Raw genomic sequence first — 18,471 nt, 5'->3', positions numbered from 1 at the left:
AGTGTCACTGTTGTGTGTAGTGTCCGTTAACCACGGTCCCGCAGACCGTGAAGGCCTGATCAAAGACGGTGAGGTTGGCAATTTTTCCGACCTGGATACTACCGAGACATGAGTCCCATCCAATGGCGCGAGCGGGGTAAAGGGTAGCCATTCTCAGTGCTTCATCGAGCGGTAATCCGACCTGTTTGACCAGATTTTCCACCCCTTCGATCATGGTCAGGGCGGAGCCGCCGAGTGTACCACTCTCGTCGATGCACTGACCATCACGCAAATAGACGGTTGCGCCACAAAAATCAAACTTCTCAAAGCCTTCCGGTGCACCGGCCGCCGCGGTGGCATCGGTGACCAGCACCAGTCGCTCCCCCAGCATCTTGTGCGCCAGGCGCACGTTGGCCCAGTGTACATGGTGACCATCGACGATGATGCCGGCGTGAACGTCCTTGCGATCATAGATGGCGCCGACAACCCCTGGCTCGCGCCCGTTCAGGGTTGGCGTCATGGCATTGTAGAGGTGGGTGGCGAAGCGGATGCCGTTGTCAAAACCGGTCATGGCCTGCTCATAGCTGGCGGCGGTGTGACCGGCGGACACCAGGATGCCGGCCTCGACCAGCCGACGAATGTGCTCGGGCTTGTTGCGCTCCGGTGCCAGGGTGATCTTGGCGATGGCATCGCTGTTGGCACAGAAAAAGTCGATCATCTCGTCGGCGGGCTGACGGATCTGCGCGGCCGGGTGGATGCCCTTGCGCTTGAGGTTGGTGTAGGGACCCTCCAGATGGACGCCGAGCACCTCGTTGGGGTGGGCCGCCATGTAGTCACGGGTGACTGCCACCGCCTGCTTCATGTCCGCATCCGGACTGGTGATCAGGGTCGGCAGGAAGCTGGTGGTACCGGATCTGAGGTTGGCCGCCTGCATGATGGCCAGGGTTTCGGTGGTGATGTGACCATTGAACATGACGCCGCCGCAGCCGTTGAGCTGCACGTCGATGAAGCCGGCGCTCAGGTTGGCGCCGTGCAGATCATGTTGTTCGACACCGGCAGGTAGTTCGGCCCGGGGCACAATGGCGACAATCTTGTCGCCCTCGATCAGTACGCCGTGGCCGGTCAGCACGCAGCTGCCGGTATAGAGGGTGCAATTAGTCAGTGCGTACATTGCGGCTCCTTACAGGTGCTGGATGTTGTCGGCTTCCAACTGCTGGAAGTAGCGCACCGTCTTGACCTTCAGCTCCATGGTGGAGGGCTCGTCGCACACCATGATGCCCTTCGGATGCAGTTGCAGGGTGGAGATGGTCCACATGTGGTTGACGCAGCCTTCCACAGCAGCTTGCAGGGCCTGGGCCTTGGCGTGGCCGATGACCAGGATCAGGATCTCTTCCGCATCCATCAGGGTACCTACACCCACGGTCAGTGCCAGCTTGGGTACCTGCTCCATGTCGCCGCCAAAGAAGCGGGAGTTGGCGATGCGCGTGTCCTCGGTCAGGGTCTTGACCCGGGTACGGGAGGCCAGGGAGGAGGCTGGTTCGTTGAAGGCGATATGACCGTCGTTGCCGACCCCGCCCATGAACAGGTTGATCTTGCCGTAGGACTTGATCTTCTCTTCGTAGCGCTTGCACTCGGCGGCCAGATCTGGCGCGTTGCCGTTGAGAATGTTGATGTTCTCCGGGCGAATGTCCACGTGGTTGAAGAAGTTGTTGTACATGAAGCTGTGGTAGCTCTCAGGGTGCTCCTTCGGCAGGCCGACGTACTCGTCCATGTTGAAGCTGACGACGTGCTCGAAGCTCACTTCACCGGCTTTGTGCAGTTCGATCAGGCGCTTGTAGGTGGTCAGCGGGGTGCCGCCGGTGGGCAGACCGAGCACAAAAGGGCGCTCGGCAGTGGGCTTGAAGGCATTGATGCGGTCAACGATGTAGCGGGCAGACCAGAGACCGACTTGGCTCGCAGACTTCAACGGGATCAGGCGCATTGGATATACCTCTATACGGTTAGGCCGCGTATCGACGGCAAGAAGTGAAAGACGACTTAAGTTGTTTTATAGCGTAAATAAAGATTGCGAACTAAGCCACATCTATCCGCTACCTTTATCTCGGTTGAGTGATAATGATCACGAAAGTTGGTTTATTAATTTGCGCAGCGAAATAAAACTCATAGACTGCCAATCAAGCCTTGATGGCTTATGCGTCGAACGTGATAAGCACTTAATTTCTAGAAAAACACCAACTAAGGAGAGGAACCGTGAACATTCTCGGTTATTTGCAAAAGATCGGCCGTGCCCTGATGGTGCCGGTAGCGGTATTGCCTGCCGCAGCGATCCTGATGGGGATTGGCTATTGGATTGACCCGAACGGGTGGGGCGGCGAGAGCGCGCTGGCAGCCTTCCTGATCAAGGCGGGTGCCGCCATCATTGACAAGATGGCAATCCTGTTTGCTGTCGGCGTTGCCTATGGCATGTCCAAGGATAAAGACGGTTCCGCCGCGCTGGCCGGTCTGGTCGGCTACCTGGTCGTCACCACCCTGCTGAGCCCGGGCGCCGTGTCTCAGATCCAACAAATCCCACTGGATCAGGTACCTGCAGCCTTCGGTAAAATCGAAAACCAGTTCATCGGTATCCTGACTGGTGTCATTGCCGCCGAGTTGTATAACCGCTTCAGCGGTGTCGAGCTGCACAAGGCGCTGGCCTTCTTCTCCGGCCGTCGTCTGGTGCCGATCGTGACCTCCGTCGTCATGATCGTGGTCTCCTTCATCCTGATGGCGGTCTGGCCGGTTATCTATGGTGGCCTGGTGAGCTTCGGCGAATCCATCGTCAGCATGGGCTCCACCGGTGCGGGCATCTATGCCTTCTTCAACCGTCTGCTGATCCCGGTTGGTCTGCACCACGCCCTGAACTCCGTGTTCTGGTTTGACGTGGCGGGCATCAACGACATCCCGAACTTCCTGGGCGGTCAGAGCTCCATCGATGCCGGTAAAGCGGTAGTTGGTGTCACTGGTATGTACCAGGCTGGCTTCTTCCCCATCATGATGTTCGGTCTGCCGGGTGCCGCCTTGGCCATCTACCACACCGCCAAGAAAGAGCACAAAGAGAAAGTTGCCTCCATCATGATCGCAGCCGCCTTTGCCGCCTTCTTCACCGGGGTGACCGAGCCGCTCGAGTTCTCCTTCATGTTCGTGGCGCCGGTGCTGTACGTCATCCACGCCCTGCTGACCGGTATCTCCGTGTTCATCGCCGCCAGCATGCACTGGATCTCCGGCTTCGGCTTCAGTGCTGGCTTTGTCGACATGTTCATCCAGTCGCGCAACCCGCTGGCCACCCAGTGGTACATGCTGCTGGTACAAGGCCTGGTGTTCTTCGGTCTGTACTACGCCATCTTCCGTACCGTGATCGTCAAGTTCAACCTGAAGACCCCGGGCCGTGAAGATGACGAAGCCGTGCCGGTACAGACTCAAACCACCGACCGCACCGAGCTGGCTCGCCAGTATCTGGAAGTGCTGGGCGGCCAGGACAACCTGGTCACCATCGATGCCTGCATCACCCGTCTGCGTCTGACCCTGAAAGATCGCTCCATCGTCGATGAGCGCAAGCTCAAAGCCCTGGGCGCGGCCGGTGTGGTCAAGCTCGGTGAGCAAAACCTGCAGGTGATTCTGGGCCCATTGGCCGAAATCATCGCCGGTGAAATGAAAGCCCTGCGTTAATAGAGCGCAAGCTCGCCTCAAGTCTAAGTCCATTGTTGACATAACTAAGGGCCCCGCTCAGGGGCCCCATATAAAAAAAGCCAAGAAAATCCAACCTTTACTTCAAACGAGAGCAGCAGTTATGAACTTGAAACATTCTCTGTTAGCCATTGCCATGTCTACCATTTGTGCCACCCAAGTGCAGGCAGCCGATGCCGCCAAGCAAGCCGTGGTGGATTCCCTCGCCAGCAATCTGGTCATCAAGTACGAAGTCGTCACCAACGACGGTGCCGGCGCAGGCCTGGATTGTCAGGCGCTCGGTTCCGAGTGGGCGAGCTGTGGCGTTGCCAAGCTGCACCTGACCAACACGGGTGCCGATGTGACCTCCAAGGACTGGAACATCTATGTCTCCTCCATCCGCCGGATCCAGCGGGTGGACAACGACCAGTTCACCATCACCCACATCACCGGTGATCTCTACCGGATGAGCCCGACCGACAAGTTCCAGGGCTTTGCCAAGGATGCCACGGTCGAAGTGCCGCTGGTGGTGGAATACTGGGTACTGTTTGAAAGCGACATCATGCCGAACTGGTATGTGGCCACCGAGGGTGCCGAGCCCAAGGTGCTCGCCAGCATGAGCAACATCGACGACGCGACCACCTACGAGAAGCCGATGCCGGCCGATGGCTGGAAGCGCACCAAGGATGACAACAACATCCTGATGACCAGCGAGACTCGCTTCGACGCGAACCAGACCAGCAGCCTGCTGCCGGCCAACAAAATCGATGATCGCATCCTGCCGTCCCCGCAGAAACAAGTCGTGAAGGCGGGTCCGCAGGTGGACTTCTCCAGCATCAAGCTCAATGCGCTGGACCTGCCAAGCGATCGTGCCGAGGTCATCAAGGCTGAATTGACCAAGCTGGGTGTCACCCTCTCCGACACCGGCTACCCGGTCACCATCAAGCTCGGCAGCAAGGTCAAGCAGGCGGAAGGTTATGACATGACCATCGGCCAGAAGGGCACCGTGATTCAGGGCAAGGACATCGAGGGTGCCTTCTGGGGCGCGCAATCCCTGCTCTCCCTGCTCGGGGTGAATGACAAGCTGGTCAGCCAGATGAGCGTCGAGGATGCACCTCGCTTTGGATACCGTGGCATGCAGACCGACGTGGCTCGCCACTTCAGAAGCCCGGCGGTGCTGCGCAACCTGATCGATCAGATGTCCGCCACCAAGCTCAACGTCCTGCACCTGGGGTTGACCAACGATGAAGGCTGGCGCATCGAGATCCCGGGCCTGCCGGAGCTGACCGAGGTCGGTGCCGAGCGTTGCCACGATCTCTCCGAGACCCAGTGCATCCTGCCGCAGCTGGGCTCAGGCCCGACCAGCGACAACATGGGTTCCGGCTTCTACAGCAAGGCCGATTACATCGATCTGGTGCGCTATGCCAAGGCGCGCGGCGTGACCGTGATCCCTGAGATCAACATGCCGGCCCACGCCCGTGCCGCCGTGGTCTCCATGGAGGCGCGCTACAAGCGGTTGATGGGCGAGGGCAAAGAGGTTGAAGCCAATCAGTTCCGTCTGACCGATCCGGCCGATACCTCCAACGTCACCTCGGTGCAGTTCTACGACAAGATGTCCTTCATCAACCCTTGCCAGCCGGGCGCCGCGACCTTCGTCGCCAAGGTGATGGATGAAGTCGCCCAGATGCACCAGGCCGCCGGCCAGCCGCTGACTGCCTGGCACTACGGTGGTGACGAGGCGAAAAATATCATGACCCGTGCGGGTTACCAGGATCCGGCCACCACCAAGAAAGAAGAGCTGGTGGGCTGGCGTGGCAACGTCGACTCCAGCAAGCAGGATGAGCCGTTTGGCAAGTCCCCGCAGTGCCAGAAGCTGATCGCCGATGGCAAGATCCAGAAGGTGGATGAGTTGCCGGTTTACTTCGCCAAGGAAGTGAGCGAGATGGTCAAGGGGCACGGCTTCTCCACCCTGCAAGCCTGGGAAGATGGCCTGAAGTACGCCAAGAATGCCGGCGAGTTCGCCACCGACAAGACCCGGGTCAACTTCTGGGAAACCCTCTACTGGGGTGGTTTCAACGAGGCGATGAAGTGGGTGCACAACGGTTATGATGTGGTGCTCTCCAACCCGGATTACCTCTACTTCGATTTCCCGAACGAGGTGCACCCGGCCGAGCGTGGTTACTACTGGGCGACCCGCTTCAACGACACCCGCAAGGTGTTCGCCTTCGCCCCGGAAAACCTGCCGCAAAACGCCGAGACCTCGGTGGACCGCGATGGCAACGCCTTCGTCGCCAAGGGCGATCAGGAGCCCGTCAAGTTCGAGGGGATCTCCGGTCAGCAGTGGGGCGAGACGGTGCGCACCGACGCTCAGTATGAGTACATGGTTTACCCGCGTATCTTCTCGCTGGCCGAGCGTGCCTGGCACAAGGGCGGCTTCGAGCTGGACTACGTGAAGGGTCGCGAGTTCTCCGGCACCACCAAGTTCGTGAACAAGGCCACCCTGAGCAAGGAGTGGAACCAGTTCGCCAACGCCTTGGCCCAGCGCCAGTTGCCGAAACTGGATGCCCAGGGTGTCGAGTATCGCCTCTCGGTGCCGGGTGCCAAGATCGTTGACGGCAAGCTGGACGCGAACGTGGACTTGCCGGGTCTGCCCATCCAGTACAGCCTGGATGGTAAAACCTGGAGCGCCTATGACGCCGCGGCCAAGCCGAGCGTGACCGGCAAGGTCTACCTGCGTACCACCAGCTTCGATGGCAAGCGCAGCAGCCGCGTCACCGAGCTGAACTGATAGTGAGCACAGGGTGGGTCGCAAGACCCACCTTTCCCAAGGCCGCGCCGGGCAAGACGCACCGGTACGGACTTGGGAAAGGTTGACTGTGCGTGTGAACCTTTGTTGTGTGTGTCTGTCTGTTTTTCATTACTTGGACCCCGCCCCGTGCGGGGATTTTTTTATCTGCATTGTTCCGTTGCATCTTCATGATGTCGCCCCTTCTCCCGTTCTTTTTGGATAAAGGGGGAAGTGAGAAAGGTGCGCAGCGTCATCGGCCGTGGCTGACGATCTCTTTCCCGGTCACAGGGGCGGGGAGGATCAGAGGGGATCGCCGGGCAGGTCGATGTCCTGCACGCAGCCGGGATCATCCTGCGGCAGCAAGATCAGGCGGTGGGCGTGGCGTGTCAGCACCGGTTGGGCGCCCTGTTCGCCGCAGAGGAGAGCAAGCTCGGGCAGCAGATCGGCAGGGAAGCTGACGGGGTGGCCTTTTTGACCTTGATGAACGGGGCGAACCAGCTCATGGCCGTGCTGGGCGGCCTGCACGGCCTGCAAGGTTTCGGGGGAGAGGTGGGGCATGTCGGCCAGCGCCACCAGCAGGCTGTGTACCGGTAAGCCTTGGGCCAGCAGGGTGCGTACCCCGTGAGCCAGGCTGTCACCGAGCCCGCCATCGACCGGCACATGGGTGATGAGCGCACCGCTTGGAGCCAGTAGTTGGTGCAGCACCTCATCTTGCTGGCGCAGCACCGCCAGCACGCAGTCATGGTGAGGCAGCAGGGTGGCGAGGGTGCGCAGGATCAGCGGCGGAGATCCCGCCAGGCGCTTGTCTGCGCCGTAGCGGCGGGAGAATCCCGCGGCCAGCAGCAGGGCGACTCGCTCAGGCCGCATCTTTATGAAGCCTCAAACCAATGCCATGGCGGACGGCGATCACCTCGGCCAGGGTAGCGATGGCGATCTCGATGGGGGTCTTGCTGCCGATGGTCAGCCCTATGGGGGCGTGGATCCTGTCGAGCTGGGTCTGGCTGGCATCCCCAATGCGCTGCAATCGCTCCAATCGACGGGCACTGGTGCGTATTGAGCCCATGGCGCCGATATAGAAGGCCTCGGAGTCGAGGGCCGCCATGATACCGGCATCGTCGATCCTGGGATCGTGGGCCAGGGCGAGCACGGCGCTCTGGGCCGTGGCATGGGTGTCGACGAACCGCTCGGGATCGCACCATTGCACCGCTATGCCCCCCTGCTCTGGTCCCCAGTGCCAGTCGGGATTATAGGCCTCGCGGGTATCGCACAGCAGCACCTCGAAACCGGCGGCTTGTCCCAGCCGCGCCACCTGTTCGCTGACCTGGCTGATGCCGAGCAGCAGCAGGCGCCAGCGCTGGGCGTAGGCGAGCCTGACGATGCCAGCTGCATCCCGACCCGACGCCTCACCGCTCGCATAGGTCCGCGTCCCTCGGGCGATGTTGATCTCCCGCACGAAGGGCGTCGCCCCCTGCAAGCTGCACTGCCACTGGGTCAGATCCGCCATGGCGCCTTCATCCGGAGTCAGCCGCTCCACCAGCAGCTTGATGCTGCCGCCACAGGGCAGCTCGAACTGGCTGCCATCGGGGGCCTGGTGGGCGCCGTAGTCGTGCAGACGGATGGGGGCGCCAGTTTCCCCGCTGGCCAATTCTCTGGCCAGCATGGCGACGAAGGCATCCTCGAGGCAGCCGCCGGAGATGGAGCCGCTGCGCGTGGTGCCATCGGTGGCGAACAGGGCCCCCCTTGGACGGGGGGCCGAGCCGTAGGTCGCCACTATGCTGCACAGCCAGATGGTCTTGCCCTGGTTCAGCCAGGCAAGGCTTTGACGCAGTACCTCGACGTTGCTGTCACTCATGATGCTCGGCCAACTCTTTTTTGAGCGTGGTCACGTCTCCAGCGCTCAGGCTGGAGGCCTGATGGGCCCAGGTCTGGCGCAGGAAGTTGGTCAAGTCAGCCAGCTCCTGATCGCTCAGCTCGTCGATATAACCCGGCATGGGGGCGAAGCGCTCGGTCTGGCTGTAACGCTGGGCCGGGATCCCGTGCAGCAGCACGGCCAGGGTGTTGGTCGGCGTCTTCTGATCCAGAGTGCCATTGCCGGTCAGGGCCGGGGTCACATTCGGTTTGCCCTGGCCATCCTGACCGTGGCAGCCGGCGCAGTAGTTGCGATAGAGAGCATAACCGGGATGGGTCTCCTCCAGTTTGACCGACCTGGCCTCGGGCTGCGGCAGCGGGGTATCGCTGTCGAGCAGGTAGCTGGTCACCGCCTTCATATCGTCGGCGGTGAGATAGGCGAAGCTCTTCTCCACCACCGGGTACATGCCCGCGAACACGCCGCCTTTGACCGAGTAACCCTTTTGCAACAGCTTGGCCAGGGAGTCCTGGGTCCAGCCCTGGCGCCTGAGCTCGGTGGCGGTGATGTCCGGAGCCATCACCCCCTCGATCATGCCCCCTTGCAGGTAGCGGGAGGAGTCCATCGCCATGAAGAGGTTGCGCGGGGTGTGGCACTCGCCGCAGTGGCCCAGCCCATCCACCAGGTAGCGTCCCCGATTCCAGTTGACGCTCTTGGCCGGATCGGGGGTGAAGGCGCTGTCTTCATGGGCTATCAGGTTCCAGCCCATCAGACCGGTGCGCACGTTGAACGGGAAGCCGACCTCGTTGTCGTGGTTCGGAGTGGCGGCGGGCTTGGTCTGCATAAAGTAGGCGTAGAGCGCCTTCATGTCGTCATCGGTGACCAGGTGATAGGAGGTGTAGGGCATGGCGGGATAGAGGCGTCCCTTGGGGGCGTTGCCGTTGTGCATCACCTCATAGAAATCCTGATAGCTGTAGCCGCCGATCCCCTCTTTCTTGTCCGAGCTGATGTTGGTGGAGTAGATGATGCCAAAGGGCGTCTTGAACGCCAGGCCACCGGCGTACTTCTGGCCGGCTTCCGCCGTGTGGCAGGCGGCGCAGTCACCGATCTTGGCAAGATAGCGGCCCTGTTCCACCAGGGGATCCTTGGCCACCGTGGTCTCGGTGGCCGCCACGGCCCCCGAGCCCAACAACAGTGCAAATGCGAGTCTGGACAGGATCATGACTTGACCACTCCCTCATTGATGAGCATGGTCTTGACCCCCTCATAATACTTTTTGTACCCGGTGCAGCGGCAGACGTGATCTTTGAGTGCATCCGAGATGGTCTGCTCCAGATCGGCCACTCCCACCGGCTGCCTGCGCAACCGCTCCAGCAGCACCGTTGTCTCGTTGACGAAGCCGGAGGTGCACCAGCCGCACTGGAAGGAGAAGTGATCGAGGAAGGTCTTCTGCACCGGGCTCAACGCGACTATCTTGCCGAGGCTGTTGCGCTTGGCGTGACCCTCGATGGTGCGCAGGCGCTTGCCGTTGAAGCGGCCGACGCCGTTGATGCAGGTGCGTACGCTCTCGCTGGTGCCGTCTTCGTTGTCGAGCACTACGGTACAGGCGTGGCAGACGCCGACCCCGCAACCGAACTTGGTGCCGGTCAGGTTCACCACCTCGTGCAGGAAGTCGATCATCATGGTGCTGTCATCCACTTCGAGCGGGCCAACGAGACGGTCATTGATGGTCATGGTTACTGTGGTCATTGGATGGCCTTCTGAATGTCGGTTGCAGTCACGGGAAGATGATAGAAACGGGTGCCGGTCGCCTGATAGAGGGCTTCGACCAGCGCGGCGACGACCGGGATCATCACCACTTCGCCGATGCCCTTGGTGGCATCGGTGGGGGAGAGGGGGTCGAGCAGGGTATGGGTCAGATTCCAGACCGGTAACTGATGCGCCAGCGGCACCTGATAGCGGTTCAGGTTCCAGGTGCCGTTGCCTGGCCCGTCCTGTCCTGCCGGCAAGTATTCATACAGCGCATGCCCGACCCCCATGGCCAGACCGCCCTGGATCTGCCCTTCCACCAGCTCGGGGACGATGACGCGGCCAGCGTCCAGCCAGCTGTGTGCGGACAGGATATGCACCTTGCCCGAGCCCTTCTCCAGCGCGATCTCCACCAGGGTGGCGCAGGGAGCATAGTAGGTCACCATGGCGTTGTTCAGGCTGGTCTTGGGGTAGTGGGCCAGGGTGCGATCGAGCAGGTGGTAGCCATTGGCATCGGCCTGTGCACGCTTCTCGCTGCTGGCGCCATCGCCATAGCGCACGGCCAGCGCATCGACGGGCAGGCGTTGGCTTTGGCCTTCTATGGTGAAATCGCACTCGGCCCAGGCCCAGCGGTTGAAGGTGTGTACCATGGCGCCGGTGATGAAGCCGTTGAGGTGGGCATGGGCCGCCAGCAGGGAGAGCGGCAACGGCGGCATGCCCCGGGTGGTGAGGCCCGCCGCGGTCCAGCTCGCCTCGCTGGAGGGGCCCAGATCCAGGCCTGCCTGACCAACGAAATACTGCTTGCGCCAGATGGCGGTGGCCGCCGGCCAGATCGCCTGCTCAAACAGGATGCGGGCCGCCGCCACGGTGGCATGGCTCTGGAAGTAGGAGGAGATGGAGGCCGAGGAGGCCTGCGGAATGGCCAGCGTCCAGCGCGGGTTCTTCTGCATCTCGTCCTGGCGTTCCTGGGAGATGGTGTAAGGGTTGTCGGTCTCTATCAGCTTGAAGCTTTCCCAGAGCGCGATTTCGGCGAGATCTATGGTGTCGGCCGGCTGGCCAAAGTAGCGACTGACGATCTCGGCCTGGGAGGTCTGGATCCCGGTACCCATCTCCATGCCACTGATCTTGAGCAGGATCTCGCCCTTGGCGGTCAGCTCGACGCAGGCGGAGGGGGCCACGGCGCCGGTGCCATAGTCCTTGGTGGTGATGCTGAAACCAATGCCATGCAGACGGTCCGGATGCTGGGCCTCATAGGCCTGCTTCCTGGCCAGGCGCTGGGTCCAGATGTCGTGCTGCCCGGCCATCGCCAGGATCTCGGGATAGCGGTTGTTGCCCTCGGGAATGGCGCCCTGGGTGTTGGGCTGGCCGGGCTTGATGAGGTTGCGGCGCCGCAGCTCCAGCGGATCCATCTTCAGCAGCGCGGCGGCCTCGTTGATCATCATCTCCATGGCTGCCATGGTTTGCAGGGAGCCATAGCCTCGCATAGAGCCACAATCCGGGTTCTCGGACGGCAGGGCGACCACCGCGATGTCGTTCTTGGGCAGGTAGTAGACCCCCTGGATGGCGCTGGCCCCCACGCTGGCGACTGAGCCGGTGAAGTTCAAGCGACCGCCGCCATCCACCGTCATGGAGGCGATGAGGGCGCGGAACTGGCCGCTCTGTTTGTCCAGTACCAGCTTGTTCTGCATGGTGAACGGATGACGTTTGAGGCCACCCTGGAATTGTTCGAAGCGATCGTTGGCCAGCCGTACCGGGCCGTCGCCATAGAGGGTCGCGAGCAGGCCATAGAAGGGGAAGATGGTGTGATCCTTGGCCCCGAAGCCGCCGCCGATGAAGGGTGAATGCACCACCAGCTTGTCGACCTTGCCTGCCAGCGGGCCCTTGGCCAGCATCTCGGCGGCCTGATAGTAGAAATCGTGCGGGGACTGAGTGCTCACCACCAGGTGCATGGTACGTGCCTTGGCATCGAACCAGCCGTTGAAGTTTTCCGGCTCCATCATCATGGGTTCGATGAACTGGGTCTGATAGGAGCGATCCAGCACCAGGGCGTCCTCGGCCTCCAGCTCCCTGTGTACCAGCCCGGCCTGATAAATTCCCTGCTCCCCCCCGTTGCCATCGGCCCTGGCGGTCGGCCATACCGGCTGGTGATTGACAATCGCCGGGAAGAAGAGGCCATTTTTCAGGGTGCTGTATTGATCCTCTGCCCCGAGCTTGCCCTCGATCCGGATGATGCGCCAACAGGCCCAGGGATCGCGACCGGTGGCGACCAGCGGCGTCACTTCGCCATAGCGGATCACCTTGTTATTGAATTGCAGCGTCTGCTTGGCGCGGTTGAAGGTGGCAAAGTCCTGGAAGATCAGCATGGCGACCGCATGACCCAGATAGTCCGGGGTAGCCCCTTCGCTCACCATCATGTTGATGCCGTAGAAGGAGGGCAGTTCGACGCCGTCGCGTACCAGATCGGCGGCGGTGATGACGCGGCTGGGCTGGGCATTGGCGGGCAGCATGGCGAGATCCAGGCCCAGATAGACGCGATCCGCCTTGTCGGCCCGGATCAGCAGCGCATGTTGCTGTTGGGATGGCCAGCCGGCCAGATCCCGCGCGCGATAGTCCCGGCTGTAGATCTTCTGGCCGGTCACCTTGGCCAGGCCGTCGCTGCGAAACTTGACCTTGCCGCCCTGCTTCCATTGGCTGAGCAATTCGGGATCGAAGATCTCGTCTTCCATGCCGGACAGCGAGAGGTTGGCGAGGAGGGGGGCGCTGTAGACGGCGATGCCGGCGATGACGCACTGTTTGATGAATTCACGTCTTGATAAGGGATAGGACATGCTTCGGCTACCTGTGTGAGGATGAGGCGAGTGGCTCGGGAGAAGGAGAGGGGGGACAGCTGTTGTCGACCATCTTCCCTGATGTCGCAGCAAAAGTGACAAGGTTGTAAATAGGATACTAGGATGATGCGATTTGGAAAGTGCCTAGTTTCTGTTTATGCCGATTTAGCTCAATTTTGTGGTGTTATTCACTGGCTGTTAGCGATTTATTTCAACTTACCGAAGTTTGATATCAAAAAAACATCCATAAATAGTGTTTTATTTGTACTCATAAGTAACTGTTCACGTTTGCTCTATGCGTTCAGCGCATTTTTCCTGCGACCAAAAAATCTCATTCGAGACCTTGTTGCGATGAAAAGCATGGCGATGCCGGTCAGTAACCGACTCTCCCTGATGCAAACGGCGTCTGGCATGACGCAACACAAGGCGCGGCGGCAAATTACTGTTGAGCCTCGCGAGCTAATAGTGGATCATTGTCGGTTTCTAAGCGGGGGCCTGCGGTTGCCCCACGAGCTTGAGACATTCGAGGTGAATTCATGACCGAGGCGAGCAGCCCAACCAACTTTATCCGTCAGATCATCGATGAAGATCTGGCCAGCGGTAAGCACAAGAGCGTGCATACCCGTTTCCCGCCAGAGCCGAATGGTTATCTGCACATCGGCCACGCCAAGTCCATCTGCCTGAACTTCGGCATCGCCCGCGACTATCAGGGCCAGTGCAATCTGCGCTTCGATGACACCAACCCGGCGAAGGAAGACATCGAGTTCGTGGAGTCCATCAAGCAGGACGTGCAGTGGCTCGGCTTCCAGTGGAGCGGCGAGATCTGCTACTCCTCCGACTATTTCGACAAGCTGCACGGCTATGCCATCGAGCTCATCGAGAAGGGTCTGGCCTATGTGGACGAGCTCTCCCCCGAGCAGATGCGCGAGTACCGTGGCACCCTGACCGCTCCCGGCAAGAACAGCCCGTTCCGCTCCCGCAGCGTCGAAGAGAACCTGGCCCTGTTCGCCAAGATGAAGAACGGTGAGCTGGCCGAAGGCAGCGCCTGCCTGCGCGCCAAGATCGACATGGCATCCCCCTTCATGGTGATGCGCGATCCCGTCATCTATCGCATCAAGTTTGCCCATCACCATCAGACCGGGGACAAGTGGTGCATCTACCCGATGTATGACTTCACCCACTGCATCTCGGACGCCCTGGAGGGGATCACCCACTCCCTGTGCACCCTGGAGTTCCAGGACAACCGCCGTCTGTACGACTGGGTGCTGGACAACATCAGCATCGATTGCCACCCCCGTCAGTACGAGTTCTCCCGTCTGAACCTCGAATACACCGTCATGTCCAAGCGCAAGCTGAACCTGCTGGTGACCGAGGGGCACGTCAGCGGTTGGGACGATCCGCGCATGCTGACCGTCTCCGGTCTGCGCCGCCGTGGCTACACCCCGGCCTCCATCCGCGAGTTCTGCAAGCGCATCGGCGTGACCAAGCAGGACAACATCGTCGAGATGAGCATGCTGGAAGCCTGCATCCGCGAGGATCTCAACGAGAACGCACCGCGCGCCATGGCCGTGCTGCATCCGGTGAAGGTCGTTATCGAGAACCTGGCCGCCGACGAGGTGCTGAGCGCGCCTGCGCATCCGAACAAGCCGGAGATGGGCACTCGTGAGCTGACGTTCAGCCGCGAGATCTTCATCGACGAGGCGGATTTCAAGGAAGAGGCAAACAAGCAGTTCAAGCGGCTGGTGCTGGGCAAGGAAGTGCGCCTGCGCAACGCCTATGTCATCAAGGCTGAGCGGGTCGAGAAGGATGCGGATGGCAAGATCACCTGCATCTACTGCTCCTACGATCCCGAGACGCTGGGCAAGGATCCGGCGGACGGCCGCAAGGTGAAGGGCGTGATCCACTGGGTCAGTGCCACTCACTCACTGCCAGCCGAGGTTCGTCTCTACGATCGTCTGTTCAAGATGCCGAACCCGGCTGCCGAAGATGACTTCGAGGCGGCGCTGAACCCGGACTCTCTGGTGATTATCGCCGGCGCCCGGGTCGAGGCCTCCCTGAAAGATGCCAAGCCGGAGTTTGCCTACCAGTTCGAGCGTGAAGGGTATTTTTGCGCCGACAACAAGCTCTCCAGCGCTGAGCACCTGGTGTTCAACCGCACCGTGGCGCTGCGCGACGTCTGGGGCAAGGCCGAAGTCTGATAGATGAGAGGGCAGGGGAGACCCTGCCACTCTTGGTCCGGAGAACGGACACAAAAAAGCCAGCATCATGCTGGCTTTTTTATTGGCTGAGGTGCAGCGACTTACTCTTCGTGCTTGCACTCGCCGGAGGCGCAGTGGCCGTACAGGTAGAGGCTGTGGTTGGTCAGGCGGATGTTGTGCGCCTTGGCGATGTCGCGCTGACGCTGCTCGATCACCTCGTCGGAGAACTCGATCACCTTGCCGCAGTCGAGGCAGACCAGGTGGTCGTGGTGCTCCTGGGTGGCCAGCTCGAACACCGACTTGCCGCCTTCGAAGTGGTGGCGGGTAACGATACCGGCATCATCAAACTGGTTGAGAACGCGATAGACGGTAGCGAGACCAATCTCCTCACCCTGCTCGATCAGCCGTTTGTACAGATCTTCCGCACTGGTGTGCTGGCTGTCCGGCTGTTGCAGGATTTCCAGGATCTTGACGCGGGGCAAGGTGATCTTGAGCCCGGCCTTTTTTAATGCTTGATTGTGGTCTGCCATATTCTATTTATTCGCATTCTCGAAGGTGTGGTCATTCTGATTGACTGCCGAAGGAATGGCAACCACGAACTCGTTTGGCCTGACATTATAGGTCGTAGCCAGCGTAAAAATAAACCCAGCAATTCAAGGGCTTTAGCAGATAACCCGCGGAGAAAGATAAATCTGCCGCGGCGTGGTTCGGCTTGCTCCCGCAGGAAATGTTGATAATATGTAATTTCTCTATTATCTGGTCGGATGAGATCCATGGATTGGCTTTTTGGCAACGCAGCCTGGGTGCGCCACGCCCTCAACGCCTGGCCTCCCTTCTGGGGAGCCGGCATCAAGATCGAAACACTGAGCGCCGATTTTCGCTTCTGCAGGGTCACCCTGAAATCCCGCTGGTGGAACAAGAACGCCAACCGCACCCAGTTCGGCGGCAGCATGTTTGCCATGACGGATCCCATCTATCCGCTGATGCTGATGGGGCATTTCAAGAATCGTTATTACGTCTGGGACAAGGCGGGCAGCATCAACTACATCAAGCCGGGCAAGGGGATGCTGGTGGCGGAGTTCAACCTGACCGACGCCAAGCTGGCCTCCATAGTGACGGCGACCGAGGGGGGAGACAAACACTTCCCCGAGTTCGAGGTACAGGTGCAGGACAAGCGTGGTGAGCTGGTGGCCCAGGTCAGGCGCACTCTGTATGTGCGGGCCAGACCGGAACACAGGGCGTCCGAGTAAGGCGCTTATCCGGTATTGATAGATCAAAACAAAGAGGGCCCCAGCGGGGCCCTCTTTGTCAGGGGGAAGTGGCTTATGCCAGCTCGCCCAGATTCAGCTCTTCGTGCAGCTGCTTGCACCAGCCCTTGACGCGCTCGGCGGTCAGCTCCGGCTGGCGATCCTCGTCGATGCCCAGACCGACGAAGTGTTTGTCATCAACCAGCGCCTTGGAGGCTTCAAATTCGTAGCCGGCGGTCGGCCAGTGACCGACGATGATGGCGCCCTTGGCTTCGACGATGTCGCGCAGGGTGCCCATGGCATCGAGGAAGTACTCGGCATAGTCTTCCTGATCGCCGCATCCGAAGATGGCGACCAGCTTGTTGGTGAAGTCGATCTCTTCCAACTCGGGGAAGAAGTCATCCCAGTCAGCTTGAGACTCACCATAGTACCAAGTCGGGATACCGAACATCAGCAGATCGAAGCTGGCAATCTCGGCCTTGCTGCTCTTGGCAATGTCATGAACTTCAATGAGTTGCTTGCCCAGTTCTTTCTGGATCATCTTGGCGACAGCTTCGGTATTACCGGTATCGCTGCCGAAAAACAGACCTACACTAGCCATAGTGTTTAGTTACCCGTATCTGGTGTTAATGCTTAACGGTCAGATTGCGATGCCTGCTGCAAAAGCAGACTCAATCTGTTGCTTCAGGATAGATTGGATCAGCTCGGCTCGGCTGACGTTCTGTTGCAGCGCGAGTTGGTTAAGGCGCTCCAGCAACTCGGCCTCCACCTTTAACTCTACCCGTTTCAGGCCATTCTCCCGATCACGCTTGAGCTGGTTGCGCTTGTTGATCTTGAGTTGGGTCTCACGGGGGAGTGGGTTGGTCTTTGGCCTGCCGGGGCGCTTCTCACTTGCGAACAGATCCAGTGTTGTTCGATCAGTTTGCTGTTTGGCCATACATCACAGATGAAAATAAGTTAGCCGATCCCTGAGCCTTCCCAGCCCATTTCGATCAGCCCCTTGGCGACAAAACCCGCGCAACCCAGAAACAGGACCAGCCAGACGACGAGACGGCCGAAACGGGGCACGTTGCCGCGTTTGAGCACGTCATGAATGGCCAGACCAATCAGCAGGAAGATGGCCACGAAGAACAACTTCAGGCCCAGACTCTCGATGAGATCGATATGTTCACTCAGCATGGATTGCGCACACTCCTTATGACGGGCGCACTATATCACAAAGGATTTGAAACTGTTAACCGCCTGTCGACAGGAAATCCACAACCAGTTTATTGAATAAAAGTGGCTTCTCGGCGTGCAACCAGTGGCCTGCTCCCGCGATGACCCGGGCCTTGGCGGCCGGGAATTGCGCCATCACCGTCTCGGTGTATTGGGGCAATACATAGTCCGAATCTCCCCCCTTGATGAACAAGGTCGGCCCCTCGAAGCGGGTCTGCGCATCGGGCCAGCCCATGATGTTGGCGTAGTTGTGCTCGAGCGCCGGCACGTTGAAGCGCCAGCCCCACCCGGACTCACTCTTGGCGAAGGATTTGAGCAGGAACTGGCGTACCCCCGGGATCTCGATGTACTGGGCCAGCAGGGTCTCGGCCTCGCTGCGGCTCTGGGGAGGATTGGCCAGGGTGGCGTTGAGACCGGCGAACACATTCTTGTGGCGGGCGTGGGGGTAGGAGACCGGGGCTATGTCGGCCACCACCAGCTTGCTGACCCGCTCGGGTGCCTGCTTGGCGAGTTGCATGGCGACCTTGCCCCCCATGGAGTGGCCCACTATCGCCACTTGCGCAAGACCGAGCTTGTCCAGCAGGGCGAGCACGTCGGCGGCTTGCTGGGGGTAGCGCATCTCGTCACTATGAAAGGAGGCGCCGTGGTTGCGCAGATCTAGGCTGATGACCCGGTAGTGTTCGCTCAGGGGGCGAGCCAGCAGGCCGAGGTTGTCCAGGCTGCCGAACAGGCCGTGGATCAGTACGACGGGGGCTCCCTGGCCCTGCTGCTTGAAATTCAAATGGGGGCTGTGTTGCAAAATGACACCTTCAACGGTCGTTGGCGCACGGGCCTGATTTTTAATCTATTGAAAGAAAAGGATTTCATTCTTTTCGGGATGGTTTTTTCGTGGTTTTTTTCCAAAAAAACGACCCGG

17 protein-coding genes are annotated in these 18,471 nt (G+C 60.1%); 5 read left to right on the top strand and 12 right to left on the bottom strand.

What is annotated here, in order from left to right; genetic code table 11:
- Positions 1 to 4: 4 nt before the first annotated feature.
- Together nagA and nagB are read right to left on the bottom strand one after the other, a co-directional pair.
- Positions 5 to 1,150, bottom strand: a complete 1,146-nt coding sequence (gene nagA, locus ACZ9IL_RS10825) for an N-acetylglucosamine-6-phosphate deacetylase (protein WP_476003520.1) — start codon at positions 1,148 to 1,150, stop codon at positions 5 to 7.
- 9 nt (positions 1,151 to 1,159) lie between these two features.
- Entirely contained in the window at positions 1,160 to 1,960 is an 801-nt protein-coding gene (gene nagB / locus ACZ9IL_RS10820; protein WP_476003519.1) for a glucosamine-6-phosphate deaminase, read from the bottom strand.
- Between the two features lie 269 nt (positions 1,961 to 2,229).
- On the opposite strand from nagB, the gene nagE reads away from it, so the two are divergent.
- On the top strand, positions 2,230 to 3,684 hold the full coding sequence (nagE, locus tag ACZ9IL_RS10815) for an N-acetylglucosamine-specific PTS transporter subunit IIBC (RefSeq protein ID WP_476003518.1): 1,455 nt from the start codon (positions 2,230 to 2,232) through the stop codon (positions 3,682 to 3,684).
- Positions 3,685 to 3,805: 121 nt separating this feature from the next.
- Positions 3,806 to 6,469: a beta-N-acetylhexosaminidase gene (locus ACZ9IL_RS10810; RefSeq protein ID WP_476003517.1), complete on the top strand. Its 2,664-nt coding sequence runs from the start codon at positions 3,806 to 3,808 to the stop codon at positions 6,467 to 6,469.
- Positions 6,470 to 6,769: 300 nt separating this feature from the next.
- Here ACZ9IL_RS10810 and ACZ9IL_RS10805 read toward each other — a convergent pair whose 3' ends face one another.
- The 5 genes from ACZ9IL_RS10805 to ACZ9IL_RS10785 are packed head-to-tail and all read right to left on the bottom strand — an operon-like array spanning position 6,770 to position 12,892.
- The gene (locus ACZ9IL_RS10805; RefSeq protein WP_476003516.1) at positions 6,770 to 7,336 is read right to left on the bottom strand and encodes a nucleotidyltransferase family protein; all 567 of its coding nucleotides are present in this window, start codon (positions 7,334 to 7,336) and stop codon (positions 6,770 to 6,772) included.
- Positions 7,326 to 8,321, bottom strand: coding sequence for an XdhC family protein (locus ACZ9IL_RS10800; protein WP_476003515.1), 996 nt, complete (start codon positions 8,319 to 8,321; stop codon positions 7,326 to 7,328). The genes ACZ9IL_RS10805 and ACZ9IL_RS10800 overlap by 11 nt, the downstream gene beginning before the upstream one ends.
- Positions 8,314 to 9,537 carry a cytochrome c gene (locus ACZ9IL_RS10795; RefSeq protein WP_476003514.1) on the bottom strand — a complete coding sequence of 408 codons (1,224 nt, stop codon included), beginning with the start codon at positions 9,535 to 9,537 and terminating at the stop codon, positions 8,314 to 8,316. Before ACZ9IL_RS10795 ends, ACZ9IL_RS10800 begins: the two co-directional genes overlap by 8 nt.
- The gene (locus ACZ9IL_RS10790; RefSeq protein ID WP_476003513.1) at positions 9,534 to 10,064 is read right to left on the bottom strand and encodes a (2Fe-2S)-binding protein; all 531 of its coding nucleotides are present in this window, start codon (positions 10,062 to 10,064) and stop codon (positions 9,534 to 9,536) included. The genes ACZ9IL_RS10795 and ACZ9IL_RS10790 overlap by 4 nt, the downstream gene beginning before the upstream one ends.
- On the bottom strand, positions 10,061 to 12,892 hold the full coding sequence (locus ACZ9IL_RS10785; protein WP_476003512.1) for a xanthine dehydrogenase family protein molybdopterin-binding subunit: 2,832 nt from the start codon (positions 12,890 to 12,892) through the stop codon (positions 10,061 to 10,063). Before ACZ9IL_RS10785 ends, ACZ9IL_RS10790 begins: the two co-directional genes overlap by 4 nt.
- Positions 12,893 to 13,015: 123 nt before the next feature.
- Here ACZ9IL_RS10785 and ACZ9IL_RS10780 point away from each other — a divergent pair, with 123 nt between their 5' ends.
- Together ACZ9IL_RS10780 and glnS are read left to right on the top strand one after the other, a co-directional pair.
- Positions 13,016 to 13,432 (top strand): hypothetical protein, encoded by a 417-nt coding sequence (locus ACZ9IL_RS10780; protein WP_476003511.1) that lies wholly within the window; start codon positions 13,016 to 13,018, stop codon positions 13,430 to 13,432.
- Entirely contained in the window at positions 13,429 to 15,090 is a 1,662-nt protein-coding gene (gene glnS / locus ACZ9IL_RS10775; protein ID WP_476003510.1) for a glutamine--tRNA ligase, read from the top strand. Before ACZ9IL_RS10780 ends, glnS begins: the two co-directional genes overlap by 4 nt.
- A 101-nt stretch (positions 15,091 to 15,191) precedes the next feature.
- Here glnS and fur read toward each other — a convergent pair whose 3' ends face one another.
- Entirely contained in the window at positions 15,192 to 15,620 is a 429-nt protein-coding gene (gene fur, locus ACZ9IL_RS10770; RefSeq protein ID WP_476003509.1) for a ferric iron uptake transcriptional regulator, read from the bottom strand.
- Positions 15,621 to 15,863: 243 nt separating this feature from the next.
- Between fur and ACZ9IL_RS10765 the strand changes: the two genes are divergently transcribed.
- The gene (locus tag ACZ9IL_RS10765; protein ID WP_476003508.1) at positions 15,864 to 16,340 is read left to right on the top strand and encodes a DUF4442 domain-containing protein; all 477 of its coding nucleotides are present in this window, start codon (positions 15,864 to 15,866) and stop codon (positions 16,338 to 16,340) included.
- A 73-nt stretch (positions 16,341 to 16,413) separates the two neighbouring features.
- On the opposite strand, the gene fldA is transcribed toward ACZ9IL_RS10765, so the two are convergent.
- From fldA to ACZ9IL_RS10745, 4 genes are read right to left on the bottom strand one after another with little or no spacing between them, the layout of a single operon-like run.
- Complete coding sequence (fldA, locus tag ACZ9IL_RS10760; RefSeq protein WP_476003507.1) at positions 16,414 to 16,938, bottom strand: flavodoxin FldA; 525 nt, start codon at positions 16,936 to 16,938, stop codon at positions 16,414 to 16,416.
- 39 nt (positions 16,939 to 16,977) lie between these two features.
- A complete protein-coding gene (ybfE, locus tag ACZ9IL_RS10755; protein WP_476003506.1) occupies positions 16,978 to 17,274 on the bottom strand; it encodes a LexA regulated protein in 297 nt (98 codons plus the stop codon).
- A 20-nt stretch (positions 17,275 to 17,294) separates the two neighbouring features.
- Entirely contained in the window at positions 17,295 to 17,516 is a 222-nt protein-coding gene (locus ACZ9IL_RS10750; protein ID WP_033129318.1) for a DUF2788 domain-containing protein, read from the bottom strand.
- A 55-nt stretch (positions 17,517 to 17,571) separates the two neighbouring features.
- Positions 17,572 to 18,336 carry an alpha/beta fold hydrolase gene (locus ACZ9IL_RS10745; protein ID WP_476005343.1) on the bottom strand — a complete coding sequence of 255 codons (765 nt, stop codon included), beginning with the start codon at positions 18,334 to 18,336 and terminating at the stop codon, positions 17,572 to 17,574.
- Positions 18,337 to 18,471 lie beyond the last annotated feature (135 nt).

This window comes from Aeromonas sp. TECH754, from assembly GCF_056279295.1.
Note: the sequence above shows the minus strand (reverse complement) of the source record. Positions and strands in the feature narration are given on the sequence as shown.